Raw genomic sequence first — 26,634 nt, 5'->3', positions numbered from 1 at the left:
TCAAGCCGCCTGCTCGTCATCCCGCACCTCCTGCCCGGCGATGATGCTCCCGGAGATGTCCCTGCGATAGGTCTCCCCGGCCAGCCAGGCCGAAACGAGGCTGACGGTCGAAACGACGGCGACCAGGAGAGCTACAGGCCAGGGACTGCCTCCGGACCAGGCGAGTAATCCCGCCGCCACGAGTGGGGCGGGCCCGCTGGCGACAACCCCCGAGAGCTGAAAGGCGATCGAAGCCCCACTGTAGCGTACCCTGGGATCAAACATCTCGGAGAAGAAACACCCCTCAACAGAACCCATCACGTAGGTGCCGAAGGCGAGCCCCAGAACTATCGCCAGGGTTATGAGCAGCTGCTCTCCAGAATCGACCAGCAGGAAGAATGGAAACGAGAACAGGGCGCTGAAGGCCGCCCCGAGCATGTACACTGGACGGCGCCCCACCCTATCGGAGAGGCTGGCGAAAGCGGGTATGACACCCACCGCCACCGCAGACGCAGCGACTATGGCACCGAGTGCCACGTTCCTGTCGATCCCGAGATCCCCGCTGATGTAGTCCAGCGACCAGATGGCATAGAGGTTGAACGTAAGACCTTCCGCCAACCGGGCCCCCATCGCGAACAGCAAGCTTCTGCGATGATAACGCCAGAGATCGGCGACCGGCCGGGCAGAGATGATACCCCTCCTCTCCATCCCGGCGAAGACAGGAGACTCGGCGACCCTTAGCCTTATATAAAGGCCTATGCCCACCAGTACCACGCTCAGCAGGAACGGCACCCGCCACCCCCACTCGAAAAACTGCCTGTCCGGCAGCAGGGAGAAAGCCATGAACACCGCCGTCCCCAAACCGAGCCCCACGGGAGACCCGAGCGCCTGCCATCCCCCATAAAAACCGCGCCGCCTCCCGCCAGCGTGCTCGACGGCCATCAGGATCCCCCCACCCCATTCACCACCGACGCCTATGCTCTGCAGCACACGCAGCAAGAGCAGGAGAACCGGCGCCCATATCCCAACCTGTTGGTAAGTCGGCAACAATCCAACACCCAGCGTGGCCACACCCATTATGAGCAGCGTCATCACCAGCATGGCCTTGCGCCCGATCCTGTCACCATAGTGCCCGAACAGAACTCCACCCACGGGCCGGGCAACGAACCCTACGGCAAGCGTGCCGAAGGACGCCAGCGTGCCGAGCGCCGGATCCACGTTCGGAAAGAAAAGCCTCCCGAAGACCAGCGCAGAAGCCGTCCCGAAAAGGAAAAAGTCATACCACTCCACCGCAGTGCCTATGAAGCTCGCCAGCGCAACCCTCCTCACCAGAGAGCCACCAGCCTCCACCCCTGCGGAATCTTCCCGAAAAACACCCAAGAGAAGCCCTCCTTCAAATATTTTCTACTCAATTAATAGGGTAAGTAGAAAATACAATCCAGCTCGCCGGATGTCAAGGGAGGCTGGGGATTCTGGGGAACGGGCTATCTGCGGTGGTCTCTCTGGAGTTGTGGGAGGATCTCCTTCTGCCAGAAGGGCCGGCTGGTATACCAGAATCCGCTGCGGGTACCCAGGAGGTAGACGAGCAAGGAGATCGCGCCCATAACGACGCTATCCCAGGGAGCATTGAGGAGCCCCCGGCCGCCGAAGGAGCCCAGGTAGCTTACGATCAGCATGGACAGGATCAGCATGACCAGCCATACACCGCCCCGGAGATCTTCTCTGGGTTTCGGGTAGTGAATGCAGGATATCGCGTAGACTACAGCGCCGGCCAGCAGCATTGGTATTGCGATGTGCAACCGCTGCCATCCGGCCCAGTAGCTGATGAGGGTAGAGATGATGAAACCCGCGGGTGCGAGCATGCGCATCGCCGGTATGCGTATTCCGCCGACGATACCCTGGTGGCGGAACACGGTGATGGAGACTGCACCGGTCGCGTAAGCGAAGCCCACCAGGACGCCCATGACCGAGACAAGAGACTGCCAGCTGGGCAGAGGCAGCAAGAATGCGAGCCCCACCAGGAAGTTGAGTAGCAGAGCGTAGTGCGGGACGCCGAATCGGGGATGCAGCCTGCGGAAGATCCCCGGGAAGAACCCATTCTCTCCCATGGCATAGACCAGCCGGGCGCTGGAGGCAGTAAAGGAGAGGCTGGAGCCCGAGGGAGAGATCACGGAATCGACGAAGAGCAGCCAGGAGAGCCAGGTAAGATTCGCCGCCACGGCGAGGTCCGCGAACGGCGAGTTGAGTGAGACGTGATCCCAGCCCCTCGAGAGCATGCGCGGGGTGACGCCACCCAGGAACGCGACCTGCAATCCCACGTAGATCACGATTGACGCCCCCATGACCGTCAGCACGGCCCTCGGGACGTCCCGCACCGGCGAGCTTCCCTCCTCGCCGAGCGCTATCGCCTGTTCGAAACCGGTGTAGGCGAAGAGTATCCCCGCGGTGGTGATAGCACCCAGCGCCCCGCTTATCCCGTACGGTGCGAACCCTCCCGATTCCTCTCCAGTAAAGTTCGCGGGGTGGAAGGATGTGAAGATCAGGGCCAACACGGTCAGGAGCGGAACGAAGACCTTTATCGCCGTGATGCCGTTGTTAAGCCGGGCAAACCAGCGCACGCCGAAGTAGTTGACGACGACGAAGAGCACCATGAGCCCAATGGCCACGGCCACACCCGCCCCGGAGAGCGCACCATCCACGTAGAGACCGGGCCAGAAGTAGCTCAGGTACTGCACGGCGGCCGAGGCCTCAGTCGGGGGGTTGGCGGTGTAGAGGAGCCAGGTGCTCCACGAGACCAGAGACGCCGCCAGAGTGCCGTTGGTGTAGGCTGGATAGCGTATTGTCCCACCGGCCTCCGGCCTGGCTGCGGAGAGCTCCGCGTAGATCAGGGCTATCACCAGAATCGAGGCCCCGCCTATGAGCCAGGAAAGGATCGCGGCGGGTCCGCTGGCGCGCGCGGCGTACATGCCGGCGAAGAGCCAGCCGCTGCCGATCACACCTCCCATCGAAGCAGCCATCAGGGACCAGCGTCCGAGATCCTTACGAAAAGAGGCCCGCTCTCCGCTTCTCGACTCCGTCCGATCGTCGCTTATGTCCGCTCAACTCCTTTCAGCCGAACCAACATCCGAAAACAAGGCGCCCTGAGGGCCTCCCACCCCGGTTCAGCGACCAGAGCAGGCCGGTGCCCGCTCACCGGGGAAGGCTTCACGTGCCCGGGCGAGGGCTCTGTGCACACGCCATCTGATGAACTCGATCTCGAGCCTCCTGAGCCTGCCGCAATGAGGAAGCTCTTTTTCGGTCATGCGCATCAGCTCCAGCAGGTCGTCCAGACAGTTGCTGTAGCCCAGACGACACATTTCGATCTCCTCCGGAGAGCCGGCACGTTCGGGAATGCGCAGGACCACCCGGATGTATCTGGCCCGCCACACTATCTTCCGGCAGAGCTCTCCGGGCCCCTCCCTACCCGAAGACTCGCTACCACGGGCGAAACCGTGCGCGAGGAGCGAAAGGTATCCCTCCCTCAACCGGCGCAGTATCGCGTGGCGCCTGTAGAATCCGTAGAGGGCACCGAGGAGGACGAAGATAGCGAAGGCCGTCACCCCGAGCGCATATCCGAAATAGTTGGCCTCACGCTGGATCTGTGATCCGGAGCTGCTCGACGGGTCGAAAAGATACCCTCCATAACCGTAGGAATGAAGCGCAGAGCCCGCGGCGAACATAGGGCTCAACCAGCAAACCTCTCACGTACCATACCGGCAGGTACACCGGAACTACAACACCATACGTACCCTTTGTCCAGGCTCCCGCTCTTCGCTATCGACCACACCGGCAACCGCCTCCGTAAAAGGCTCGTTTCGGATTCTCAAGACTATATGCATTCTACACACGCATCGGGGACGATCAAGGCGAAAACCCGCCACAGGCGGGCCGGGTTGGTGAACCCTCCAACAAAATGGGCTTTCTTCCCGAGCAGCCCGCGCGTTAGCCTCCGGGGAGGCTAACGCGCGGGCCTGTGGTCGTTGGCTATGGTCTCACCGAACGGGCCGGTGTTGGCCGGGCGGACCTCCAGCGGCGACCCCTCGCGCCGCAACGGGAGCAGCGGCATCACCAGCTCCGCGAACCGGTAGGCCTCTTCGAGGTGGGGATATCCCGAGAGGATAAAACTATCTATGCCGAGCTGCATGTACTCCCGCATCCTTTCGGCAACCGTCTCCGGATCGCCGACCAGCGCGGTTCCGGCACCGCCGCGCACCAGGCCCACCCCGGCCCAGAGGTTGGGGCTCACCTCGAGACGGTCCCGTCTGCCGCCGTGCAGCGCGCTCATCCGGCGTTGCCCCTCGGAGTCCATGCGGGAGAAGACCTTCTGAGCCGAGGCTATCGTCTCGTCGTCAAGGCGAGAGATGAGATCCTCCGCCGCGGCCCAGGCCTCTTCGTTCGTGGGCCGCACGATGACGTGCAGCCGGATCCCGAACGAAACCCGGCGTCCCTCCCCCTCGGCGGCAGCCCTTACGTTGCCGATCTTCTCGGCTACGAGGTCTGGAGGCTCGCCCCAGGTGAGGTATTTGTCTATGGTCTTCGCAGCCACGTCGATGGCATCCCTCGAAGAGCCGCCGAACCAGAGCGGGGGCCCCCCTGTCTGCACCGGCGGGAATAGGAGCTGCGCCCCCTCGACGTTCACGTGCCTTCCAACGAAATCCACCCGCTGGCCGGAGAGCATCCTGCGATAGACCTCGAGGAACTCCCGGGTGGCCTCATAGCGCTCCCCGTGATCGAGGAAGATTCCGTCCCCCCTGTTCTCCACCGGGTCACCACCGGTCACGACGTTGATCATCAGACGCCCCCCTGAGAGCCTGTCGAAGGTGGCCGTCATGCGGGCGGCGAGGCTCGGCGGCTGGAGCGCCGGGCGCACGGCCACCAGATAGCGGAGCCGACGCGTGAGCGGGATCATCGCCGAGGCCACGACCCAGGCATCCTCGCAGCTCTTCCCCGTAGGGAGCAACACGCCATAGTAACCCAGGTTGTCCGCAGCCTGGGCGATCTGGGCGAGGTAGCCGAGATCCACGGCGCGCCCTCCCTCGCCGGTGCCGAGATATCTTCCGTCACCGTGGGTCGGCAGAAACCACAGGACTTTCAGCTCCTCTCCGTCACCGTTGTGCTCGAAGCTCAAGATCCACCTCCGCTCTCCAGCAGGTCTGCATAGGGGACATCGCGCAACCCAGAAGTCACCCCACGCTCCGTTCGCAGTAATTCAGCCGCCAGCCGGGCGGCCTGCTCACGGATCTCGGGGATGGCTATGGTCTCCCAGAGATCCCCCTTGCGCAGCGGCCCGAGCGTGTAGAGGATCCTGGAAACCGAACCATCGGCCTCCACCAGAGCCCCCTCGCCGTCGGTCTCCAGCCCGATCCCGAGCGGGCCGGGCCTCGCACGCCCGTCGCGGAGCAGGCCCGCGATCAGGGGATGCCCGACGCGCCGCAGGTCCATCTCCGGCGCCGTACAGTTGACCGTGCAGAAAGCCCGCAGCACCCACTTCCCACCGCCACGCAGCGTGATCTCGATCTCCACCCCACCCGGCACCTTCCGAAGACGCCTGATCCTGCCGGCGATCACGACGAACTCTCCACTCCGGCGCATGCGACGCACGACCTCTCCGACCTGAGGCGCCACACGGTGGCGGTGCACCTCCCAGTAAGGCTGCAGGTGTCTGAGGAACCGGCGGCGCTCATTGACGGGCATCGACTCCCACAGCCGTTGCGCTAGGGGCCGGATCGCCTCGATTACCGGGTGCCAGTCGGTGCCCAGCCCGGTCGCCCGGCGCACCTCGGAGCGCACCTTCCGGATCAACCCCGTAAGGTCATGCGAGTCCGCGGGGCTCAGAAACGGCGGGTACGGGGGCGAGCTCACCCGGTCCGCGTAGGGATTCGGGACCAGCCCGCGCCGCGAGACCGCGTAGATCCTGCCGGTGTGCCCGCGCGCTCTGAGGCTCATCGCGACGTCTATGGCGGTGAGGCTCGTCCCCACCAGCAGGATCGGGGCTTCATCAGGGATGCCGTCCAGGGCTCCATCTTCCCAGGCGTCGGGGACATGGCGCGGGTCATGCGGGGCGAAAGGAAGCCGGCGCGGAGGGAAGTTCCCGAGCGCGAGGACGGCTCGCCTCGCCCGCACCTCGCGCCTGTCCCCGAGGCGCACGCGCACCCACCCGGACCCGACATCTACGCCGGTAGCCTCTCCCCGCAGCCGGACAAGCTCCGCCCCAGAGGCACGCTCTGCCTCCTCCAGCACCTTCTGCAGGTAGCGCGCGAAGAGAAACCTGGGAGCGAACGTCTTCTCGTTTGCCTCCGGCATGTGACCGCCCCTCAGCCAGCGGACGAAGTGCGAAAGGTCTTCGGGCAACGCGCTCATGTTGCCCGCCGGGACGTTCAGCAGGTGCTCCGGCGAGCGTGTCGAGTAGGCCACGCCGCAGCCGATCTCGGCGCGGCGCTCTATGAGGGCGATCCTCCCTCCCCGCGCCCGCCGCAACAGATGCGAGGCTACGAGCGTGCCGCTCGCTCCTCCCCCAATCACGGCGACCTCACTCCTGACGTTCGTCTCGCGAACGTCTCCGCCTTTACTCCGGGATATATCCATCACCAGGAGGAGGCTCTCTCGAGCAGTTCGTGCCAGCCGGCGAAGCGCCGCTCCCCGTAAACCAGCGTATGCTCCCCGTCCCTGCGTGCCCCTCCCTGCACCCGTCCCAGGAGCACCCAGTGGTCTCCGGCCTCGATGGTACGCCACACGCGGCAGACAACATAAGCCGCGCTACCCTCCTCGAGCACCGGGCCTCCATCCGATCCCGGGGGGCGGTGGGAAACTCCTTCGAACTTACCGTCTCCCTTGGATGCGAAACGCAACGCCATATCCTCGCCATCCGCGGAGAGAAAGTTCACCGTGTAGGCTCCACGCTCCCTGATGGCCGCAAGCGTGTCGGATCCCCTGTCCAGGCACACCAGAACCAGCGGCGGGCTGAGAGAGACCGAGCAGAACGCACTCACCGTGAGCCCCCTCGGAAACCCCGCACCGTCGTAGGCCGTGACGACCGTGACCCCGGCCGGGAAGCGAGACATGATCTCGCGAAACTCCTCCTGCGGCAACTCCCCGGTCCTGAACCCTTCTTGGGGCATGATCTCTTCGCACCTCCTCTACTTTCTCCGATCTCACGCCAGCCCGTCGTAGGGGGTCTCGGTATCGAACCCCACGCCCCCCATCTCCCTGGGGAAGGCGTTGACGATCCCCTGGTGTTTCTCGGGCAAAGCTTCGTAGAGGTTCCGTGCCTCTCCGGCAGAGAGCGCCCGTATCTCGTCCCGCTCTGCATGACGCTGAACGAAGTAGCCAGAGCTGTGCGCCCGGAAGAGGAACACCCCGTTCTCCTCGTCCGATGCCAGAAGTCGGGCCAGCGCCGTCCTGTAGCGCTCACCGTCGACCACCACGTCCATGTTCTTCGGTCCAGCCAAAGCTCTCATCCTCCCTTCCGGAAGGTATCCTCCAGAGACTGCCTTTCGATCCGCGGGACTGGCGCCCCGACACCTACGCGCCCCCTCTCACAGAAGTCGACCACGGCGTCTGCGAGCCTTTTCAGGGACTCGATGATCCCTTCGTCGACCAGCCGCCCTTCGGAGAAGTGTTCGTTCCTGGCATAGACTGCCCCCGGCACCACGTGGGCCTGAAAGAACCCGAGCAGTGGTTTGAGCTCGTGCTCAATGGCCAGGAAGTGATGATCGCTGCCCGCGGTGGCCACCAGCCCGACCGGCTTACCGTACAGGGCGTCGTTCGGGATCAGGTCGAATACGTTCTTCAGGATTCCGGTATACGAAGCCCGGTAGATCGGGGTCCCCACGATCAAGGCGTCAGCCTCGATCATCCTGTCTATGAGCCAGCGGGTATCCCCCTCATAGAGGGAAGGGTCACGCCCATCGCAAAATCGTATGTCGTGGTCGCGGACGTTGATCACCTCTGCCTCGACCGCAGGATGCTCGCGTGACGCGTGCTCGATCGCGGTCTCGACCGCGATAAGTGTCTTCGATCTCGCCGTGGGGCTGCCGGAAAGCCCGACAAGCCTGACGCTCATGAACCCACCTCCTCCTTCCTTCGCCCTCAACCGCCGACGGCGAAGGTCTTTCTCTTGCTCCTTCGTGCCGCTTCTCGCTCACGCACCAGCGGGATCACACGCTTTCCGAACTCCTCGAGCTCCCAGTCGTAATGCAGAAAGCCGCACAGGACGACGTCCACCCCGAGATCCTTGAGCTCGATGATACGGTCGGCTACCTGCTCAGGCGTGCCGATGAGGCCGGTCTTGAATCCGTCGTTGTACTGGACGAGATCCTCGAAGGAGGAGTCGGCCCACATCCCCTCCCCCTCCTTGCTCGATCTCCCGGCAGCCTTGGTGGCCTCACCGAACCCCTTGACCGCCTCCACGTCGGCGTTCTCGATGATCTCGCGCAGCGTCTCGACGGCTTCCTCCTCGGTGTCCCGCACGATCGCGAACCCGTTGGCCCCGAACTTCAGCTCGCCCGGGTTCCGCCCGGCGCGCCGTGCCGCCTCTCTGGCATCGGAGATGATCTGCCGAAAGCCCTGGTTGGTGTTGCCGTTCATGAACAGAACGTCGGAGACACGCCCGGCCATCTCTCTCGCGGCCTTAGAGTTGCCCCCCTGGAAAACGGGGATGCGATGCACAGGCTTGGGCAACAGCGGCGCCTCGTCTATCGTGTAAAAGGCTCCATAGAAGCTGAACGTCTCCTCAGCCCACATGCCCTTCACCACCCGGACGAACTCCTCCGAACGCCGGTAGCGCTCGTCGTGCTCGAGCCAGGGCTCCCCATAACCGGTGAACTCACTCTTGAACCACCCGCTTACCACGTTGATAGCGGTGCGCCCCTCGCTCACTACGTCCAGCGAGGCCTGCATCTTCGCCACGACCGCCGGATGCCAGAGCCCGGGATGTACCGCGGTGATCAAATGCAGCCGCTCGGTATGCGCGAGGATCTGCGAGGAGATGACGAAAGCCTCGTGCTGGTGGTCGGCACCATAACTGGCGAACCAGCGGGTCTGCGCCAGCGCGGCCGCAAACCCGTTCCGCTCCGCCACCCTCGCATATCTGACATTGGCATCTCTGTCCCACTCGGTCTGCATGGGCAGCGTGGTGATCACGAGCCCACCCGAGACGTTGGGAACCCAGTAAGCGAACTGCACCTCTCCCTCATCGCTCTTCCGCCACCATTCCGCCTCGGGCAGCGGATTCTCGTCGTTGGGCAAAAGCCTGGGATAGACAGGCGGCATTGATTCCTCCCTCCTCGTATCCACTGAACGAGGCTCAGGTCCAGATCCTCTTCGGTCCCCCGATACCTCGCTCCTTCAGGTACTCGACGGCCTTTTCGACGTCTCCTCCCATAGCCTCGAGCGCCTTCCTGCAATCAATGGTCCCGGCACCGGTCTTCTTCCTTACCAGCCTGATGTCAGACGCCGTGACCGCCTCACGCTCCCCACCCCGGCTCACGAAACACCTCCCGGGATCACAAGAGAGCCCAACTGCGCCCCCCCGTCCCGGCATACATCTTGCCGGTCGGACCAGAGCCCGTATATAATCTTCGTTGCAGACAGGGGATACCTCCTTTGTCTCGCTCTAGAGTGGCCTGCCCGAACCCGGCAAATCGGCTCAGGCCACTCCCTTCTTCCTCCAGCCTTGCCGCAAACCTCCTCGTCAGCGTTGGCCATTAAATCTACTTTTTAGATTGACAAAATCGTCAAAGATCTTACTCCGGGTTGGGGAGGTTGTCAACTACGATCATGGTTCGGTACAAGATGATGTCGTCTCTGCGGTGAAAGATGCCTCTCTCCGAGCTTGCGCACCGGAGGAGTACCGGAGCAAAATCCCTTTCGTGTCAGGAAGACGGTCAGGAGGCAAGGGAGGGCTGAGTCCGAGGGCGGGCGGCATCGTGGTGACGCTCGGGGCACTCTCAGCCTTCGGTCCGCTTTCGATCGACATGTACCTGCCCGCCCTGCCCTCGATGACACGTTCGTTTGGGAGCACCGCTTCGCTCACCCAGCTCACGCTTACGGCGTGTCTGGCCGGTCTGGCGTTGGGGCAGATGTATGCGGGGCCTGCGAGCGACGCCCTGGGACGCAAGCGGCCGCTTCTCTTCGGGGTTGCACTCTACGCCGTCGCCTCTGTGCTGTGTCTGGTGGCGCCTTCGGTGTATGTGTTGATAGCCATGAGGTTCGTGCAGGGGATAGGAGGAGCCGCGGGCATCGTGATCGCCCGTGCGATGGTGCGGGATCTGAGGTCCGGGGTCGAGGCGGCGAGGATGTTCTCCACGCTGATGCTCGTCAACGGGTTGGCCCCCATACTGGCCCCTCTGATCGGGGGGCAGATACTGCGCATCGCCAGCTGGCGGCTGGTCTTCGTCGTTCTGGCCGGGATAGGATTCGCGTTGCTCGCCGCGGCGAGCCGCCTACCGGAGACGCTTCCGGCTGAGAGGCGCAGACCAGGGAGCATCAGGACGGAGACGGTCGGTGCTCTGCGTACCCTGGTCTCAGACCGCGCCTTCGTTGGTAGAGCCATGGGGTGTGGGCTCGGTTTCGCCGCGATGTTCGCCTACATCTCCGGCTCCCCCTTCGTGCTGCAGGACATCTACGGGGTTTCTCCCCAGACCTTCAGCCTGCTCTTCGGCATCAACGCCCTCGGTCTCGCGCTGACCAACCAGCTCAACGGCAGGATAGTCGGGAGGGTGGCTCCGGAGCGGCTGTTGACATTCGGGCTCTCGGCCGCCGCGTCTGGAGGTGTCGGGCTGCTCGCGGTGGTGGCCTCGGGGAGGCTGGGGATGGTGGCCGTGCTCGCATGCCTCTTCGTGGTCGTTTGCAGCCTGGGATTCGTGATGCCCAACGCCACGGCGCTCGCCCTCACCAACCACCCGCACGAGGCGGGAACGGCATCTGCCCTGCTCGGCGTCTTTCAGTTCGCGGTGGGGGCACTCGCGGCACCGCTCGTGGGTATAGGCGGCGCACACACGGCGCTGCCCATGGGTCTGGTCATAGCCCTGCTCGGGACGATGGCGCTGCTCTCGCAACGCATAGTGCCCTCCGCCCGGCGAAGGGCGATCTGAGAGGAGGTCTGCCTATCTGGTCGTCACAGTGTAGGTAACGACGGAACTGAAGGTGCCGGGAGCGTTGGTCCACAGAACCCTCAGCGCATAGTCAAAGTTGTAGGTGCAGCTGCCCGCCTGCAGCGTCGCCCCGCTCGAGCAGGAGCTCGCCGTGTTGAAAACACTGGTGTCCGGCGTGGTGCTGAAGGGCGTCGCACCCTGCGCCTGAGCCAGGCTGCTTATGTCCCCAAGAGCCCACCTCAGGCTCCCGCTGGCTATCTTCATCCCGGAGGTTCCGGTGTTCTCCGCTGCGGAGACCGACCCGCTCCAGGGTGCGTTGGAGCTCACCTTCACCGTCTCTGCGTACCCCGAGATCGACTTCACGTAGTAGGCTCCGTTAGCCCCATCGACATAGGCGGTGACATCCTGCTGGTTGGAGGGCGCACCGCTCGGGTCCACGTTCCCAAAGTCGACCGAGTTGGTCGAGAGCGAGAGGCTGAATTTGGCGGCGTTCGATGCGGTGACGGTCACGCTACCCGAGTCAGCATAAGCCCCCCTGGCCCACAGCCCGAGTACCAGTAGCCCGGCCAGAACCGCCACGCACAAAACCTTCACATGCATCCCTCTGGTTACGGACACGAGGATCTCCCCTCCCTTCGCATACTCTTGCCGTCTCCGATTTACCCGGGATATGCCATTGCGACCCAGTCTCTCACCGGCATGATCGCTCCACGCGCTATCCGATCACCTCCCCCTCTTCGTCCAAAACAAAGACCACCTGGAACCACACCGCACGTTCCAGGTAGCCGGTTGCACCACTGGCTCCCCCCGTCCCAGGTGCCCACGTACGGGAAGCGGGGCTCTACGCCTCTACCTGCAATCCGGGGACCATCCGACCCGAGCCAGGCGGCCCCCTCGTATCTGGTTTTTCTTTGTTTGAATTTTAGGTGCAAAAAACGGAATGTTTCAACTGTCCAGGTGGACAAATCACGGGTCGGTGTCATATCTCCTGCTCACTCTCGCCGTCGGGAGCTTCGATCCGCTTGAGCACGACGTGTTCCATGAATCGGGCGTTGGGTATGACGTACACGACCCCCTCTCTGACGTTGCGTATGGTGGTAGTCGCGAACCCTATGCTCTCGACCCTGCCGCGGACGGTATCCAAGACCACCTCCTCTCCCTCTGCGATCCTCTCGGAGATGTAGCGGCTTGCCGCTATGTTGCGAGACAGGTCTCTCAGCCCAAGTCCGAAGGCCAGAGACGCAGTAAGCCCCACGCTGCCGAGGACGACCACGGCTATGGCTATGAGGATGGAAACGTTTATCCCGAGCATCGCGGCGGCCAGGATTACTGCGACCGTCACCACCCCGACGCGCACTATGCCGGAGAGCGCCCCGGTACGCCTCACCCCCGCGCTCTGCAGTCCCCGGGCGGTGAGCTCGGCCAGAAGCCCCGAGGCGGAGGTTCCCAGGAAGAGTATCAGGACCGCAGCGAGTGCCTTCGGTGCGTACAGGAGCAGTTTGTTGAGCGTGGTGGCGAGGAAGTCCAAACCGAGCGGCCCAAGGGCAGCGAGGACCGCTATGAGGATTATGGCGTAGAAGATGATCAGGGCGACGAGCTGGCTGGGAGTACGCCTTACGCCGCCCTCGCGCATGATCGAGCTTATACCGACCCGTTCACAGGCGTCATCGAAGCTCAGCTTTTCGAGCACCACCCTCGAGCCACCCCTCGCCAGGGTGCCGAGCACGATCCCGGCCACGAGGATCGCCAGCGCACCGAGGACGTGCGGTATGTAGGCCAGAAGGGTAGATCCCGCTTCGTTCAACTTTACCTCCTCATCTCATGAGAGCCCAAGGTAATAGATAAGTGCACGTCCGTAGTTTCCTGCAAGTCCTTCGACTATCTCGAAGGCTGCCTTGAGGTAGGCTCTCATGGCCACCTGGGCCCTGATGCGCACCTCCAGGTCCCAGGGAGGCTCTATCTCCTGCGCCGCCGCTGCAGAGAGCAGAACGAACAGCCTCTCGTAGCGTTCCAGTTCATGCCTGAGCCACCGGGAACTCTCGAGCGCCCGCTCGACCATCCTGGCCTCCTCCTCCGAGAGCTCCCCAGCGAGATATGAAGGGATCATCTCGTAGATTTCCTCCTCTTTCATGGGCTTATGAGATCCTTCAGCTTCGCCCGACCCCTGAAGGCCCAGACCCGCGCCGTGCCCTCCGCCACGTCGAGCACCTGCGAGATCTCGGCGTACGAGAGCCCTTCGAGATCTCTCAGAACCACGGCAGCCCGGTGGTTGTCATCGAGGTGGGATAGAGCCTGGTGCAGCTGCTCGAGTTGCTCGGAGCTCACCGCACTCTGCTCGGGTCCGGGGGCGGGATCCACCCCGAGCAGCCGCTCTTCCGATGGCAGCTGCTGCGCCCGCTCTCTCCTGTTTTTCTTGTTAATGTTCAGGCTCACGTTCAATGCCACGCGCAGCAGCCACGTGCGGAAAGCGCTGCGCCCCTCGAAGCTGTCCAGTTTCTCGTACGCCCGGATGAAAGCCTCCTGGGTCGCGTCTTTTGCATCCTCCGGGTCTCCGAGCACCCTGTAGCAGACCCTGTAAACCGCCTTCTCGTGGCGCCTGAGGAGCCGGGTGAAAGCCCCTCTGTCTCCAGAGAGCGTGCGCGCCACAAGTGCATGGTCACTTAACTTTGTATCACCGGTATTAGACAGCTCTGACCCTTCTCACGTTACCGGATGACGAACGTTTCCCGATCGGCTGGCGGTATGTTGCCACATGCGGCAACGTCAGGCCTCTGTAAAGGTGCCCAAATCCTCCCTCCATCACCCTCCTCCATGCTCGTCGTGCGGAGAGCTTTCGTTGCTGCACCCTATCTCGTCGGAGCGCATAAAGAAATCCTCCCAAGCGGCGCGCCCTATCTCTTCCATGCTGGCACCGAGCGCGGAGAACCGCCCGACGACATGCCCATCCTCCGCCAGGAGCAGGATGACGTCCGGGTCGCTCATGTCGGCTCTGTAACCATGAGGTAACTCCAAACAGAACACCCCTTCCATTCCAGAAAGATTCGCCTGTGAACCGGCCGGGAGATCCCGGTGACAGAATCCCTCTTCTGGAGATGACAACCATCACACACATTTCATTACGCCCGGACCGGCGTCTGGATCAAACCCGCAAACGAAATTTTGCTCCCAGGTGTAACGCCAGCCGGAGATGCCCTGTCATATGGGATGGAAAACGAAAACGAAAGACGAGGAGGTGCAGAACTTCTCTTGGGCATCATATCCTGGATAGTGCTGGGGCTCATAGCCGGCGCCATAGCGAAGTGGATCATGCCCGGCAGGGATCCCGGCGGGCTGGTGGTTACTGTCGTGATCGGCATCGTCGGGGCGATCGTAGGAGGGGCGATAGTCGGTGCTCTGGGCGGTCCCGGGGTGAGCGGGGTGAACGTGGCCTCGGTGATCGTCTCGGTGATAGGAGCGGTGGTACTGCTCGTGATCTACCGGCTGGTGGCCGGCAACAGGGGCTATTCCAGCCGCAGGCGCTGATACCTCCGAACGACGACAGCGAGATGATGGGGGTGACAAGAAGACACTTTTAAAATGAAGTGACATCCAAGAAGTTAGTAAAAACAATGTCGGGGTATATACTGCTTCATCCTTGAAACGGTTGAGGATATAAAAATTTGCCGATAGAGCAACGAAAGGAGAGACTGATGGCCAGCGACAGCCAGCGCGACAAGGTGGAGGGTCTTGTGGACAAGGCCAAGGGCAAGCTCAAGGAGGCGGCCGGGGCCGTGACGGGCGACGAGGCCAAGAAGAGCGAGGGCAAGGCCGAGCAGAAGGAAGGTGAGCTCAAGGAGAAGAAGGGCGACGTAAAGGAGAAGTTCGGGAAGTAGCACCGTACAAAGAGACGAATCCGGCGGAAAGAAAAAGCTCACAAGGAGGGAAGATGACCGAGCAGCGAGAGAGGAACAGGCAGAGCCAGCAGCAGTCGGGTGGGCTGCAGAGCGGCCGGGGCTCGACCAGGATAGAGGACAACGTGGTAGCCAGGATAGCCGGCATCGCCGCCCAGGAGATAGACGGCGTGAGGATGGGCAGTGGTGGTGCTGCAGGAGCCGTTGGCAACCTCATCGGCAACGTCCCTGGAGTCAGCGGTCAGACGCGGGGGGTTTCCGTTGAGGTGGGCCAGGAGGAGACGGCGGTGGATCTGAAGATGACCACCGAGTATGGCAAGCCGATACCGCAGCTTGCCGAGGCTGTGAGAAGGAACGTCATAAGCCGCATAGAGAGCCTTGTTGGGCTTAAGGTCAAGGAGGTCAACATAGAGGTTGACGACATCTACTTCCCGGGTGAGGACGAAGGCGAGGAGGATCGCCGTCAGATAGAGCAGGGCCGCGGCGGCAGAGTGCAGTAGGTTCTCCAGGGTGTCCGAGACAACGAACAACGAAGAGCGACACGGGGGAGCGTTTCCTGCCGGAGATGATGCCCTTCGTGTGGCGAGGGCGGCCTCGGAGGCCGCCCTCGCCGTGGAGGGCGTCGTGCGCCTCGGTAGCGGAGTCTATGCCGAGGCGGCGACCTACGGGGCCAACGACAAAGTCGTCGGCGTCGTAGTCGGCAGCGGTGGGGAGCTAGAAGTACACGTGGTCGCCGGTTACCCGCCGCCGAAGTCCCTACCCGAACTCGGGCGAGAGGTCAAGGACGAGGTATCCCGGCGGGTCGGGAACGGCCGCCGCGAGGTGAGCGTCGTCATAGACGACGTGGAGGAGGTCGTGGAGGGATGAGAATATTCAACCGCGTCCTCATGGCACTAGTCTTCGCGGCACTCACGTTCTGCGGCGCCTTCCTCTTCATCTACTGCTTCGGGCTCTTCGGGTACAACCTCTCCGAGATACCGCTGAAGGGGCCCCTCTCCGGGACACCCTTCTACTCCGGGCTGAAGGCTTTCGTCCGAGACGTGGGCGGGCAGAGTCCCACGGTGCTCGAGACGGTCGTACTCGTGGTCATCGCCCTTATAGGGCTGCTGCTGCTCTTCGCCGAGCTCAAGCCGCCGAGACCGCGCTACCTGAGGGTGGGGCAGGGACTCTACACCAGCCGCTCCGCTCTGGAAGATGAGCTGGTCGAAGCCGTCGAAGAAGACGGCAGGGTGCTCGAGTCCTCCGCGAGCGTGAAGCCCAGGCGCGGAGGCGGCGCGAAGGTCAGGGTGGAGGCTAAGATGCGTGAAGGCGCGGCGAATCCCACTGAGCTCAAGAACACGCTCGGGAGGAAGGTCAGGGAGAAGATCCGTGCGCTCGGCTACCCACAGAAGGTGGCGAACGGGGTGAAGATCGACCTCAAGGAGACCGACCCCCGTAGCGTGAGAAGGAGGGTGAGGTAGGGCGGTGAACTTCTTCAACCGGCTGGTTCTGATCATATTCGCCCTGATAATCATAATCATCCCCGTGCTCCTGCTCCTCATCGGCTATGGTGTGATACCTCAGAGTCAGATAAGCTCCTACTTCGACTACCAGGCGGCGGTCAACGCTTTGGGGAAGCTCTCCATCTCGTCCATACAGAGCGCGAAGAGCGCCTACGGAGTGGGGGGAATCGTGGCCGCGGTGATCTTCTTCGTGCTGTTTCTGGCCGAGATCCTGCCCAGGATAAAGCGTCCCGACGACGTGATAATAGAAGATACCCCAGGCAAAGAGGTGCGCATCCAACCACGTGCCCTGAGGGCGCTCGCCGAGGGTGCCGCACTGGAGGCCGGAGCCCTTTCGGCAAACATCACCCTGCGAAGCGGGGACGAAGTCAACCGGGTACGCTGCGTCATAGAAGCTCCCTCCGGAACGAACCTCTCCAACCTGGCGCAGAAAGTAAAGGAGAAGATCAGGCAGGAGTACCAGAAACAGAGGGTGCGGGCGGACGAGGTAGAGGTGATAGTGAAGCGGACGCTCGAGCCTTCCGAGAAACGCTCTGTCAGGTAGAAGCCGGAAGACCAGCTAAAGAGAAAGGAGAACGAGACTTTGAGTTCCTTCAGCTACAGGGAGTGGGGAGCGATAATCGGTGTGGGGCTCGTGATAGTAGGCAGCACGCTCGGGGTCGGGATCACCGTGGTGGCGATCATCCTGGGCATAGTGGGATATCTAGTGGGCAGGTTCCTCGAAGGTGAGCTCGACGTTGAAGAGATCCAGGAGCGGGTGCGCGGGCGCAGCAACCGCCTCTGAAGCCGGCATCCGGGCCGGCAAACCCTTTCTTTTCGTACCATCCGCGTCACCATTGCATCCAAGCCCCTCCCATTCAGAGGAGGGGCTTTTCCATAACCCTCATCACTAAAGTTTTCGCCCTCCGTGCCGATCAAAGGAACAACCATTCCAGATCTTCGAGAAGGAGCTGAAGCAGGTCTTGAGGGAGAGCGTGCGGGAGCTAATCGAGGGACTCATCGAACGTGGGATCATACGTGACGTGGAGCGGGCCAGGAGGAGGCTGGAGCTCGGATATCCTTCCTGGCTGGTAATCGAGGAGCTGGGTCCCGCCGGCGCGGTGGAAGTGCTCTCGGAAGCCTCGGGGATTCCCCCGCTTGGCAGGCCGCTTGAGGGGGGCGAACTCGACCTGGAAGCAGCACGTCTCGCGGGACCGGAGCTGCTCAAAGCCCGGCGCTGGGCCCCGCTCGCGTCCGGTGAGGTGGTCCTAGCGGATCCATTCGGCCCGCTCCCGGGAGGCGCGCTCTCCAGCAGGCCCCTCCGACTCGCCCCCGGCAGGGAGATAGACGCCCTGCTCACGGCGGCCTTCCCCCCCGCCGAAGACGAAGCCCGGAAGTTTCGCCGTCTGGGGAGGCTGCTTATCGACCGGGGGGCAATCGGGGAGGAAGACCTGCTGCTGGCACTACGAGAACAGCGCCGCAGCGGAGGAAGACTCGGGGAGATACTGCTCGCGGAGGGTGCTATCGATTCGAGGACCCTGATAGATGTCCTCTCAGAGCAGCTCGGCCTGCCCTCCACATCGCCAGCCGAGCGTCCCGCTCCCCTGCTCCCCCCGGAACTGGCACGCAGGAATCGTGCGGTGGCTCTCCGCGGCGAAGCCCGGGGCTCCATCCCCGTCGCTTTTGCGGATCCGTCGTCAGAGAAGGTCGCGGCGGTAAGGGATTATCTCCGGAGGCCCATCGAGCCGAAGCTCGCCGACACGGAGACCATAGAGGCGTTGCTGAGCGCCCTGTACGCGAGGAGCGACGTGGACGAGGTCGTCGCCAGCCTGCTCGAGCGCACGCCCCATTTCTCCGCCTTCGGCAACCGACTCTCTCGATTCCAGCTGGCGGGGGCGGTCCTGATCCTCGCCGCGCTGGTGGGCTGTATCATCCTGCTCCCCGCCACCGTGGCCGCGACGCTCGCGGCGATCGGCACCCTGCTCTACGTCGCCTACGGCGCCTATCGGATGTACACGGCCTGGCAGGGCTGGCGTTCCGGATCGAGCCTGAGCCCTACCGAAGAGGATCTCGCTTCCCTGGACGAACGTACACTCCCTGTCTACACGCTGCTACTGCCGGTCTACAAAGAGAAGCCCTCCACGCTGCGCTCGCTCTTCGAGGCACTCTCTCGGCTGGACTATCCAAAACACAAGCTCGACGGGTTGCTGCTGGTCGAGGAGGACGACGAACAGACCCTCTCGGCAGTCGAAGAGGTTGACAAACCGGGGTGGCTCAGGATGCTCCAGGTTCCGGAGTCGTCCGGGCCGGTCGCGGTCCCGAAAAAGGGTGCGCGGCCGGGCTGGCTGCGGGTCCTCAAGGTACCACCGGGCGAACCCAGAACCAAACCCAAGGCGATGCTCTACGGTCTGCTGTACGCCCGGGGTGAGCTCATCACCATCTACGACGCCGAGGACCAGCCGGACCCGAAACAACTCAAGGCGGCGGCGTGGGGATTCGAACACTGCGGCGAAGAGGTGGCCTGTATACAGGCCAAGCTCAACTACTACAACCCACGCCAGAACATCCTGACCCGGTGGTTCTCGCTGGAGTACGCCGCATGGTTCGAGATGTTCCTGCCCGGTTTGCACAGGATGGAGGCACCCATACCGCTGGGCGGCACCTCGAATCACTTCCGGGCGGACGTGCTCAAAGACACGATGAGCTGGGACCCCTACAACGTCACCGAGGACGCCGACCTCGGCATCCGACTCGCCAGGATGGGTAAAACCACCAGGATGCTCGACTCCACCACCTACGAGGAGGCCAACAGCAAGCTGAAGAACTGGCTCCGGCAGCGTTCGCGCTGGATCAAGGGCTACATGCAGACCTTCCTCGTCCACACCCGACATCCGGTCAGGCTCTGCCGGGAAGTCGGTGCGAAGAACACCCTGCACCTGCTCGCGACGGTGGGTGGCCTGATCTACACCGTCCTGGTCTCGCCCGTTTTCTGGCTCCTTCTCGCGCTCTGGATACTACTCAGGCCAGGCTGGATTCCCGCGCTGTTCCCCGGTCCGGTCTACTATCTGGCACTCGCGAGCCTCCTCATCGGGAACTTCTTCTTCATCTTCCTGGGCCTTATGGGAACAGTGGCCAAGGGAGAGGACGACCTCTCGCCCTACACGCTGCTGATCCCGATCTACTGGTTGCTCATGAGCATTGCGGGGTATATGGCGCTCTATGAGCTGATCGTCCGCCCGCACTACTGGCAGAAGACCGAACACGGGCTGCACTTTGAGAACGTCGGGGAGCAGCCCTCCTAGAGAAGCCCGTCCGGATCACGCCCCACCCTCCTCAACCCGGTACAGCCGCCAGCCCTGCATCGTCTCGGGGAACTTCTCAACCAGCTCGAACCCCGGCTGTCTCCCCTCCCAAAGGCTCGGGTAGGTCTGGTTTATGAGATCCCCCCGGTATTTCCGGGGGTCGGGCACGAGGAGATAGGAGACGTGGTACCTCTCCGGTTCGGCTACCGCCCGCTGGAACCTCCTGTCCGGGGTGAGGATCAGCAGGTGACCCAGGTCTGCAGGATCCATCTGGGCGGCCAGGGGCCATCCCTGCAACGCATCCACGGCGACAACGGCTCCCCTCCGCATGACTCGATCCTCGACGTAGCGTGCGACGGGAGCCTCATCCTCCAGGTAGTTCGTGAACCCCACCTGAGAGGCGTCCTCCCCGGTAGTCAGGGCGCGGATGACCGGATGTTCGTCCTGACCGATGGAAGGGGTTTCCATCGCCCACAGCACAGCCGGGAAGGCGGCGACCCACCCCGCAAGGACCAGCACGCAGCTCAGCAGCCTCTTCCTCCCGGATGCGATTTCGTACAGGCCCCATCCAGCCGCCGCGAACAGCGGATACATGAAGTAGCGCAGCCACCCGAAAGAACTGCCAGAGTAGACCTGCGGCACCATCATTCCGAGCGGCACGCTCAGCGCGAGCAGGATTATTGCGAGGGTGCCCGGGCCCCTGAACCTTCCCTCGAGTACCCGGATCACAACGAGGAAAACAGCGGGGATCAGGAAGGGAGCGGTACGCTCCCCGACGTAGAGCACAGACGACCAGAGGTCCCCGGAGGCCCTGGCTGCGAGCCGGGCCCCCGCGTATGCGCTCACCACCCCCTGATTCGAGTACTGGCTGTGCGCGAAATATAATGGGTCGCCCATTATCGTCCAGTTCGCCACCACCCACACAAAGCCCACGTAGACGCTCGGGACGATGAGAAGCAACCCCAGCGCCTCCAGCGCCCGCCACCGCCCCTGCGGGGTCGAGGGTCTGGCCTCGTCGCCGTACAGGATGCCGAGCGCCAGCACCAACAGAAGGGCGCCGCCATACTGTACCGCCTGGTAGAGGGAGGCGAAGCCCAGGGCGAGCGCGAGCGCGGCCATCGCCACATACCTGCGCTGCCCGGTATGCCAGAACAGCGCGATACAGACGGTGGCGCCGATCAGAAAAGGGGCGGCGACCCCCTCGCTCATACCGTTGGAGGCGAAAAGGAAGAGCATGGGATCCAGGCAGACCACGAGCACGAACGCCCACCCGATGAATGGACGGATCCCAAACCTCCGGGAGGCCGCCATGAGCAGCGCCGCCGTACACCCTCCACACAGCGCCGTCGTCAGGGTGGAGGCGAAACCACTCGAGACGACCCCGGGCCACAGCGGATATATCGAGACCCAGGCGAGCTCCACGAGCGTGGGCAGTGGCATCCAGACGAAGCCTATGGCGGCCAGGTGAGGATCCGTGCCGTAGAGCGCCAGTAGCGCGCTCGTAGCCCGGCTGAGGGCGTCCCCCCAAAGAAATCCCCGGCCATCCATCCACATCCCGAAGGCAAACTGCAGCGCGGATACAAGCGTGAAGGCCGCCAGGACGTGGACGAGCCCGCGCCGCCTCTTCCCGGTTCTCTTTACTGCTGTCTCTGCAGAAGCGTCGCGTTCGGTCACATACCGTTTGTCGGTCGACGCGGCACCGTTCTTTAACGTTCTTCAACCAGCGGGGCCGTTTCGTAACCCCGGAGGAGAAACCCCGGGTCCGCCCTCAGCCGGCGGCAGGTACGGCCATGCCCTCCAGGAGCTTGCGTGCGCGGTCGAGCGCCTGCGGTATGCCCCGGCGTACGGGCGGTGAGAGTTCGAGGCAGCAAGCGGCGCCTCCCCCGCACGGTTCCAGAGCACGCAAGATCTCCGCGAGCGGCAACCCACCCATGCCCGGCGGAAGGTGGAGATCCCCGCACCCCATGGCCCAGCGCTCCGAGACGAGGGGTTCGGCGTGGTAATCGGGCACACCGAGGTTGTCGTGCAGGTGTACGTGGCGTACGACCGGTGCGGCGGCCCGGCACTCCTCCACGAGGTCGAATCCGCAGGCACCCGCGGCGATCGCGGCGTGCCCGACGTCCAGGCACATGCCAACAGCCGGGTGATCGAGGACGGCCAGCTGGGCCGCGAGCGCGGAGGGACGCGCCGCGTAGGCGTAGAGCTCACCGCGCAGCACCGAAGGCTCCGGATAAGAATTCTCGACAGCTATGTTGACCCGGAGACTCTGGGCTAGATCTCCAGCTTCGGCGAGCGCGCGCCGCTCGCCTTCGAGCTGTTCCTCGATGCCCACGCCGGCGTCGCGCGCGTTCCTGCGCAACCCGGCGTGGCACACCACGACCCGGGCTCCGATCTCGGAGGCGAACCTCACGCTGGATTTCAAAACCTCAAGGTAAAGCCCGCGCTCCGCCGGGTCGGGGGTCATGAGGTTGATCCTGTGCGGAGCGTGCACGGTATAGGACGGCCCCGCCTCGAGGAGCACCCGGTGCACCTCTCTTACCCTGGCCCCATCCAGCCGACCGCCGAGAATAACCCCGAGCAGGTGCGGCGCGACCTCGATGAAGTCCGGACCGGTCTTCCAGAGCTCTCTCGCGGCATCCGAGAGTTCCTCACATCCCACCATGAACACGCCCTCGAGGTTTACGCCTACGGCCCTCATTAACCCTCCTCGTCCTCGCAACGGCCTCACCGAGTATAGGCCTGAGCCGGAGACAGCAGGTGAAACCCGGGTTAAAAGAGGGATAACTCGTCCTTAAAAAGCGCCCCTCCTGCTGGAGGAGTTGTGCGACAGAAGTACGGGGGCTACGGAGCGTGTCCGTGCCCTCCGCAGACCGTGCCACCCGCGGGCGGGGAACTTCAGGGGTGGGCCTGCCTGGACTCGAACCAGGGACCTCTTCCTTATCAGAGAAGCGCTCTAACCGGCTGAGCTACAGGCCCGAAGGATCGGCGCAACTAATGTACAACACCCCGGCCCTGCTGACAAGCTGATTGAAGAGAAAGGGGGCCGGAAGTAAAATCTGCTCGATGTTGGGTGTGAGATCAAGGCTTCGCAGCTTGAGAGGAGCATAGCCAGTGAGCGCCGACGGCTTCACCAGGATGTCCATCTACGGCATAAACATGGACCTTTTCAGCTCCACTCCGATCGTCATCCTCAAGGTCGAGAACGACAACCGCTACCTTCCGATCTGGATCGGGCAGGACATAGCCCGTGCAATCCTCATGAAGCTCCAGAACCAGGAGTTCCCGCGCCCGCTCACCCACGACCTGACGGTCAACCTCGTGAACGAGCTCGGTGCCCGGATGGAGCGCGTCACGGTCACCAAGCTCGAGGACTCGACCTTCTACGCCACGATCACGCTCGAGATCGACGGCCGGACCGTCGAGGTAGACTCCAGGCCTTCGGACGCCATAGCCCTCGCCGTACGCTCGGGGGCAGAGATCTTCGCGGCAGACGAGGTGATAGAGGAGGCGGCCGTGGTCTTCGAGGAGTCGATGGAGGAGACCGCAGAAGAGGAGATCGTGGACAAGTTCAAGGAGTGGGTCGAGCGGGTCTCCCCGGAAGACTTCAGGGAGAAGTAGGCTCAAGGTCCGCGATCCTCTGCACGAGACCGGCCTCCTCCCAGGGCCACTTTCCTTCTCGCTCCGCGACGCCGAAGGGAGGCGCGCTTCGCAACATAGCCCCGAGAGAGGCGGTCGCGAACCTGCCGGTGCAGAGTATCTGCCCCTCGCCTGCGACGGCGAGATGACGCCGGTGCACCAGATGGCCCTCTTCCTCTCTCAGCCCCCCAACGCCCCACGAGGCGACGGGCACCAGCTCCGGCAGATCCTCCCGCAGGGCTCTGCGCAGGGCCCAGAGCCGTAGCGCGGCGCGTCCCCCGGCGAAGGCGGTGGCGGCTCCGACCGCCGCGAGCAGGTCGCACGTCTCCTCCCCGTCCGCGGGAGCGGCGGGCAGGTCCTCGCGCCCGTCGAAGACGCCGCTCCTCACGCGGCTCAGTATCCGCCCGCGATGCGCTTCAACGGCGAGACGCCCGAGGTCCCCGCTCCCGGCGCGCACCACCACGATGATCTCTCCCCTCTCGATCCCGACTTCTTCGGCCCTTTCGGCGTCGAAGACATCCCCGACCACCCGGACGTCGACCGCTGCGGGTTCCTCCCAGTCCCGTTCCGCGGCAGCGAGGGCGCGCCGGCCCAACGCGTCAGGGGCCCCTCCAGAACGCCCGAACACCTCGAGATCCTCCTCCTCGATCAACCCCTCCTCGGCGGCGAAGGCGGCCCCCGCCTCGCAGAGCCTCCCCGCGGCGGAGGCGTTCAGCGGCGGCGGGACGACTTCGGAGAGGCGGCGCAGGATCACGGGCACGAGATCCCCGGGCGACACGTCGAGGCTGTCGGAGCGCACGCCGGTGCGCAGAAGGAGCCCGCAGGAGGGCGCGGAGAAGAGGTCCGGCGCGGCGAAGCGCGCGGCGAGGACCCAGCCGAAACCCTCCCCCGAGTGGACCGCGTAGACGGGGCTCTCGCCCCCCTCCAGAGATGCAGCGGGGAGTACCCTCCCGGCCGCCGAATCGTCCGGGGCGTAGAGGACGATCTCGGCTTCCTCCCCTTCCAGCCGCCACTCGAATTCAGAAGCCCGCTCGGCCATCTCCTCCCTCGACGCATCCAAGGAGCATGCTCATGCATCCGAGCGGGCATGATAGCATGCAAGGCGTCGCGCCGCGCGCCCGACCCTCCCCCGCCGATAGTAGAATCTCTTCCCGGACAGCGTTCGGGAAAGGAGGAAAGATGGAGATCTTCGCGGAGCTCTCCGAACACCGCTACGAGCAGGTCGTCTTCTGCCACGACAGGCAGACGGGGCTGCGGGCGATCATAGCCATACACGACACGACGCTCGGACCCGCGCTCGGCGGCTGCCGGATGTACCCCTACGCGAGCGAGGACGAGGCGCTGGTAGACGTACTGCGACTAGCCAGGGGGATGACCTACAAGGCCGCCGCGAGCGGCCTCAACCTCGGGGGCGGGAAGTCCGTGATCATCGGGGATCCCCACACCGACAAGTCCGAGGCGCTCTTCCGCTCCTTCGGGCGCTACGTAGAGACGCTCGGCGGCCGCTACATCGTCGCAGAGGACGTGGGCACATCGACCGAGGACATGGCGCACATCCGGGTCGAGACCTCACACGTGGTCGGCGCGGACGTGACCCACGGCGGCTCGGGCGACCCCTCGCCGTTCACCGCGCTCGGCGTGCTGCAGGGGATGCGTGCCTGCGCCGAGGAGGTCTTCGGATCGTCCTCGCTCGAAGGGCTGACGGTCGCCGTGCAGGGCCTCGGGCACGTGGGCTACAACCTCTGCCGGCTGCTGCACGAGGAGGGCGCGAACCTCATCGTCACCGACGTGGAGGACGCGGCGATAGAGCGTGCGATCTCCGAGTTCTCCGCCAAGCCGGTGGAGCCGGATGAGATCCTCTCGGTCCCCTGCGACATCCTCGCCCCCTGCGCGCTCGGCGCCGTGATCAACGACGAGACGCTCCCACGCCTCCGCTGCCGCATCGTCGCCGGGAGCGCGAACAACGTCCTCCTCGAGCCGCGTCACGGGGAAGAGCTGGCCGGGCGGGGCATCCTCTACGCCCCCGACTACGTCATAAACGCCGGCGGCCTGATAAACGTCGCCGACGAGCTCGAAGGCTACAACCGGGCCCGGGCGACCCAGCGCGTGAAGCGCATCTACGACTCGATGAAGAGCATAATCGCCATATCCAGGCGGGACGGCGTCCCGACTAACGTCGCCGCCGACACCTTAGCCCTGGAGCGCATCCAGGCGATAAGCTCGATAGAGCGCCTGCACACCGGACACCCCTACGGGGAGAGGCCGCGCCAGCGCGAGGTCCTCTGAGGATTCCCTAGCCGCCGAAGCGCCCCTCGAGCTCCCTCACCTCGGGGAGCCCGATGAACTCGACGAACCCGGAGAACGAGGGGGACTCCCCGGAGAGCGCCCTGGGGGTCCCCCTCTCCCGGATCTCCCGCAGGACCCGCCTCATCTCCCGGGTCGCCCCGAGCAGGGTGCTTATGGGGAAGATGACGAGCGAGTAGCCCATCTCCTCCAGGCATTCCGCGGATACCGGCGGGGTCTTGCCCCCTTCGACCCAGTTGAAGAGCAGTGGCGTACCGGCGAGCTCCCGCGCGACGGTCTCAGCCTCCTCCTCGCTCTCGACCGCCTCGACGAACAGCACGTCGGCCCCGGCCTCCCGGTAGGCGCGGGCACGTTCAATCGCCCTCCCGAGCCCCTCGACGGCCCGCGCGTCGGTACGCGCGATGATGACGAAGTCCTGATCCTCCCTCGCGTAGATTGCGGCCCGGACTTTCTGTACCATCTCCTCCACCGGGACGACCTGCTTGCCGGAGAGATGCCCGCACTTCTTGGGGAAGACCTGATCCTCGATGTGGATCGCGGCAACGCCTGAGGACTCGTAGCTTTTGACCGCCCGGATGACGTTCAGCGGGTTCCCGTACCCGGTGTCCGCGTCAGCGATCAGCGGGATGTCCACGGCCTGCGCGATCCTGCGGGCGTTCTCGACCATCTCGCTCATCGTGAGGAGCCCCACGTCCGGCATCCCGCCGAGCGCGGCCGCGCTCCCGAACCCCGTCATGTAGACCGCGGGGAACCCCGCCTCCTCGACGAGCCGGGCGCCGAGCGCGTCGTACACCCCCGGCGCCGCCACCAACCCGCCGCTCTCGAGCAGCTCGCGCAGCCTCCGCCTCCTGTCGTTCCCGCCTCCACGGAGAACGCCCACAGCAAAACCTCCTCTCGAAAGCACTCCCTC

General features: G+C 64.0%; 29 protein-coding genes, 1 tRNA gene, 1 pseudogene and 1 riboswitch. Of the genes and pseudogenes, 11 read left to right on the top strand and 20 right to left on the bottom strand.

All coding sequences use genetic code 11. The features are described 5' to 3' along the window. The 10 genes and pseudogenes from PJB24_RS06830 to PJB24_RS15895 form a co-directional block, all read right to left on the bottom strand. Positions 1-1,359 (bottom strand): MFS transporter, encoded by a 1,359-nt coding sequence (locus PJB24_RS06830; protein ID WP_273844103.1) that lies wholly within the window; start codon positions 1,357-1,359, stop codon positions 1-3. Between the two features lie 104 nt (positions 1,360-1,463). After that, on the bottom strand, positions 1,464-3,071 hold the full coding sequence (locus PJB24_RS06825) for an APC family permease (protein ID WP_273844193.1): 1,608 nt from the start codon (positions 3,069-3,071) through the stop codon (positions 1,464-1,466). A 69-nt stretch (positions 3,072-3,140) separates the two neighbouring features. After that, positions 3,141-3,707, bottom strand: a complete 567-nt coding sequence (locus PJB24_RS06820) for a hypothetical protein (protein ID WP_273844102.1) — start codon at positions 3,705-3,707, stop codon at positions 3,141-3,143. A 269-nt stretch (positions 3,708-3,976) separates the two neighbouring features. Next, positions 3,977-5,146 (bottom strand): FMNH2-dependent alkanesulfonate monooxygenase, encoded by a 1,170-nt coding sequence (gene ssuD / locus PJB24_RS06815; protein ID WP_273844100.1) that lies wholly within the window; start codon positions 5,144-5,146, stop codon positions 3,977-3,979. Then, positions 5,143-6,603, bottom strand: a complete 1,461-nt coding sequence (locus PJB24_RS06810; protein ID WP_273844190.1) for an FAD/NAD(P)-binding protein — start codon at positions 6,601-6,603, stop codon at positions 5,143-5,145. Before PJB24_RS06810 ends, ssuD begins: the two co-directional genes overlap by 4 nt. After that, complete coding sequence (locus PJB24_RS06805; protein ID WP_273844098.1) at positions 6,603-7,136, bottom strand: flavin reductase family protein; 534 nt, start codon at positions 7,134-7,136, stop codon at positions 6,603-6,605. Before PJB24_RS06805 ends, PJB24_RS06810 begins: the two co-directional genes overlap by 1 nt. Before the next feature lie 33 nt (positions 7,137-7,169). Beyond that, entirely contained in the window at positions 7,170-7,466 is a 297-nt protein-coding gene (locus tag PJB24_RS06800) for a hypothetical protein (RefSeq protein ID WP_273844097.1), read from the bottom strand. Positions 7,467-7,471: 5 nt separating this feature from the next. Continuing rightward, positions 7,472-8,080 (bottom strand): NADPH-dependent FMN reductase, encoded by a 609-nt coding sequence (locus PJB24_RS06795; protein ID WP_273844095.1) that lies wholly within the window; start codon positions 8,078-8,080, stop codon positions 7,472-7,474. Between the two features lie 26 nt (positions 8,081-8,106). After that, entirely contained in the window at positions 8,107-9,288 is a 1,182-nt protein-coding gene (sfnG, locus tag PJB24_RS06790) for a dimethylsulfone monooxygenase SfnG (RefSeq protein WP_273844092.1), read from the bottom strand. A gap of 61 nt (positions 9,289-9,349) precedes the next feature. Beyond that, positions 9,350-9,463 (bottom strand): annotated as a pseudogene (locus PJB24_RS15895) (translation elongation factor Ts); the annotation flags it as partial. Between the two features lie 424 nt (positions 9,464-9,887). Here PJB24_RS15895 and PJB24_RS06780 point away from each other — a divergent pair. Continuing rightward, positions 9,888-11,111 (top strand): multidrug effflux MFS transporter, encoded by a 1,224-nt coding sequence (locus PJB24_RS06780; RefSeq protein WP_273844088.1) that lies wholly within the window; start codon positions 9,888-9,890, stop codon positions 11,109-11,111. A gap of 12 nt (positions 11,112-11,123) precedes the next feature. Here PJB24_RS06780 and PJB24_RS06775 read toward each other — a convergent pair whose 3' ends face one another. From PJB24_RS06775 to PJB24_RS06755, 5 genes are all read right to left on the bottom strand, one after another. Continuing rightward, complete coding sequence (locus PJB24_RS06775; RefSeq protein WP_273844085.1) at positions 11,124-11,729, bottom strand: hypothetical protein; 606 nt, start codon at positions 11,727-11,729, stop codon at positions 11,124-11,126. Positions 11,730-11,885: 156 nt separating this feature from the next. Further along, a riboswitch (cyclic di-GMP riboswitch) is annotated at positions 11,886-11,971 on the bottom strand. A gap of 119 nt (positions 11,972-12,090) precedes the next feature. Then, positions 12,091-12,915, bottom strand: a complete 825-nt coding sequence (locus PJB24_RS06770; protein ID WP_273844084.1) for a mechanosensitive ion channel family protein — start codon at positions 12,913-12,915, stop codon at positions 12,091-12,093. 15 nt (positions 12,916-12,930) lie between these two features. Further along, the gene (locus PJB24_RS06765) at positions 12,931-13,242 is read right to left on the bottom strand and encodes an anti-sigma factor family protein (protein ID WP_273844082.1); all 312 of its coding nucleotides are present in this window, start codon (positions 13,240-13,242) and stop codon (positions 12,931-12,933) included. After that, entirely contained in the window at positions 13,239-13,757 is a 519-nt protein-coding gene (locus tag PJB24_RS06760) for an RNA polymerase sigma factor (protein WP_273844080.1), read from the bottom strand. The genes PJB24_RS06765 and PJB24_RS06760 overlap by 4 nt, the downstream gene beginning before the upstream one ends. A gap of 153 nt (positions 13,758-13,910) precedes the next feature. Beyond that, positions 13,911-14,093, bottom strand: a complete 183-nt coding sequence (locus PJB24_RS06755) for a hypothetical protein (protein WP_273844079.1) — start codon at positions 14,091-14,093, stop codon at positions 13,911-13,913. A 264-nt stretch (positions 14,094-14,357) separates the two neighbouring features. Between PJB24_RS06755 and PJB24_RS06750 the strand changes: the two genes are divergently transcribed. From PJB24_RS06750 to PJB24_RS06715, 8 genes are all read left to right on the top strand, one after another. Next, positions 14,358-14,633 carry a GlsB/YeaQ/YmgE family stress response membrane protein gene (locus tag PJB24_RS06750; RefSeq protein ID WP_273844078.1) on the top strand — a complete coding sequence of 92 codons (276 nt, stop codon included), beginning with the start codon at positions 14,358-14,360 and terminating at the stop codon, positions 14,631-14,633. Positions 14,634-14,800: 167 nt separating this feature from the next. Next, complete coding sequence (locus PJB24_RS06745) at positions 14,801-14,983, top strand: CsbD family protein (RefSeq protein WP_273844077.1); 183 nt, start codon at positions 14,801-14,803, stop codon at positions 14,981-14,983. 53 nt (positions 14,984-15,036) lie between these two features. Then, entirely contained in the window at positions 15,037-15,501 is a 465-nt protein-coding gene (locus PJB24_RS06740; protein ID WP_273844075.1) for an Asp23/Gls24 family envelope stress response protein, read from the top strand. Between the two features lie 79 nt (positions 15,502-15,580). After that, positions 15,581-15,868 carry a hypothetical protein gene (locus PJB24_RS06735; RefSeq protein ID WP_273844073.1) on the top strand — a complete coding sequence of 96 codons (288 nt, stop codon included), beginning with the start codon at positions 15,581-15,583 and terminating at the stop codon, positions 15,866-15,868. Beyond that, positions 15,865-16,461 (top strand): Asp23/Gls24 family envelope stress response protein, encoded by a 597-nt coding sequence (locus tag PJB24_RS06730; RefSeq protein ID WP_273844071.1) that lies wholly within the window; start codon positions 15,865-15,867, stop codon positions 16,459-16,461. The genes PJB24_RS06735 and PJB24_RS06730 overlap by 4 nt, the downstream gene beginning before the upstream one ends. Positions 16,462-16,465: 4 nt before the next feature. Next, positions 16,466-17,047 (top strand): hypothetical protein, encoded by a 582-nt coding sequence (locus tag PJB24_RS06725; protein ID WP_273844069.1) that lies wholly within the window; start codon positions 16,466-16,468, stop codon positions 17,045-17,047. A 39-nt stretch (positions 17,048-17,086) separates the two neighbouring features. Then, on the top strand, positions 17,087-17,287 hold the full coding sequence (locus PJB24_RS06720) for a hypothetical protein (protein ID WP_273844067.1): 201 nt from the start codon (positions 17,087-17,089) through the stop codon (positions 17,285-17,287). 178 nt (positions 17,288-17,465) lie between these two features. Further along, a complete protein-coding gene (locus PJB24_RS06715; protein WP_273844064.1) occupies positions 17,466-19,784 on the top strand; it encodes a glycosyltransferase family 2 protein in 2,319 nt (772 codons plus the stop codon). A gap of 15 nt (positions 19,785-19,799) precedes the next feature. Here PJB24_RS06715 and PJB24_RS06710 read toward each other — a convergent pair whose 3' ends face one another. From PJB24_RS06710 to PJB24_RS06700, 3 genes are all read right to left on the bottom strand, one after another. Then, entirely contained in the window at positions 19,800-21,458 is a 1,659-nt protein-coding gene (locus PJB24_RS06710) for a hypothetical protein (protein WP_273844061.1), read from the bottom strand. A gap of 94 nt (positions 21,459-21,552) precedes the next feature. Next, positions 21,553-22,482, bottom strand: a complete 930-nt coding sequence (locus tag PJB24_RS06705) for a sugar phosphate isomerase/epimerase family protein (protein ID WP_273844058.1) — start codon at positions 22,480-22,482, stop codon at positions 21,553-21,555. A gap of 204 nt (positions 22,483-22,686) precedes the next feature. Beyond that, positions 22,687-22,760 (bottom strand) — tRNA-Ile (locus PJB24_RS06700). Positions 22,761-22,895: 135 nt separating this feature from the next. Between PJB24_RS06700 and PJB24_RS06695 the strand changes: the two genes are divergently transcribed. Continuing rightward, on the top strand, positions 22,896-23,402 hold the full coding sequence (locus tag PJB24_RS06695; protein WP_273844056.1) for a bifunctional nuclease family protein: 507 nt from the start codon (positions 22,896-22,898) through the stop codon (positions 23,400-23,402). Here the strand turns inward: PJB24_RS06695 and PJB24_RS06690 are convergent. Beyond that, positions 23,389-24,480, bottom strand: coding sequence for an RtcB family protein (locus PJB24_RS06690; protein WP_273844055.1), 1,092 nt, complete (start codon positions 24,478-24,480; stop codon positions 23,389-23,391). The genes PJB24_RS06695 and PJB24_RS06690 overlap by 14 nt on opposite strands. A 119-nt stretch (positions 24,481-24,599) precedes the next feature. Between PJB24_RS06690 and PJB24_RS06685 the strand changes: the two genes are divergently transcribed. After that, a complete protein-coding gene (locus PJB24_RS06685; protein WP_273844054.1) occupies positions 24,600-25,706 on the top strand; it encodes a Glu/Leu/Phe/Val family dehydrogenase in 1,107 nt (368 codons plus the stop codon). Positions 25,707-25,713: 7 nt separating this feature from the next. Here the strand turns inward: PJB24_RS06685 and PJB24_RS06680 are convergent, their stop codons facing one another. Next, positions 25,714-26,604, bottom strand: a complete 891-nt coding sequence (locus tag PJB24_RS06680; RefSeq protein WP_273844053.1) for an isocitrate lyase/PEP mutase family protein — start codon at positions 26,602-26,604, stop codon at positions 25,714-25,716. Positions 26,605-26,634 lie beyond the last annotated feature (30 nt).

It is taken from the genome of Rubrobacter calidifluminis (genome assembly GCF_028617075.1).
Classification (GTDB): domain Bacteria; phylum Actinomycetota; class Rubrobacteria; order Rubrobacterales; family Rubrobacteraceae; genus Rubrobacter_E; species Rubrobacter_E calidifluminis.
The sequence above is the reverse complement of the archived record's forward strand: the minus strand, read 5'-3'. Positions and strand labels throughout refer to the sequence as shown.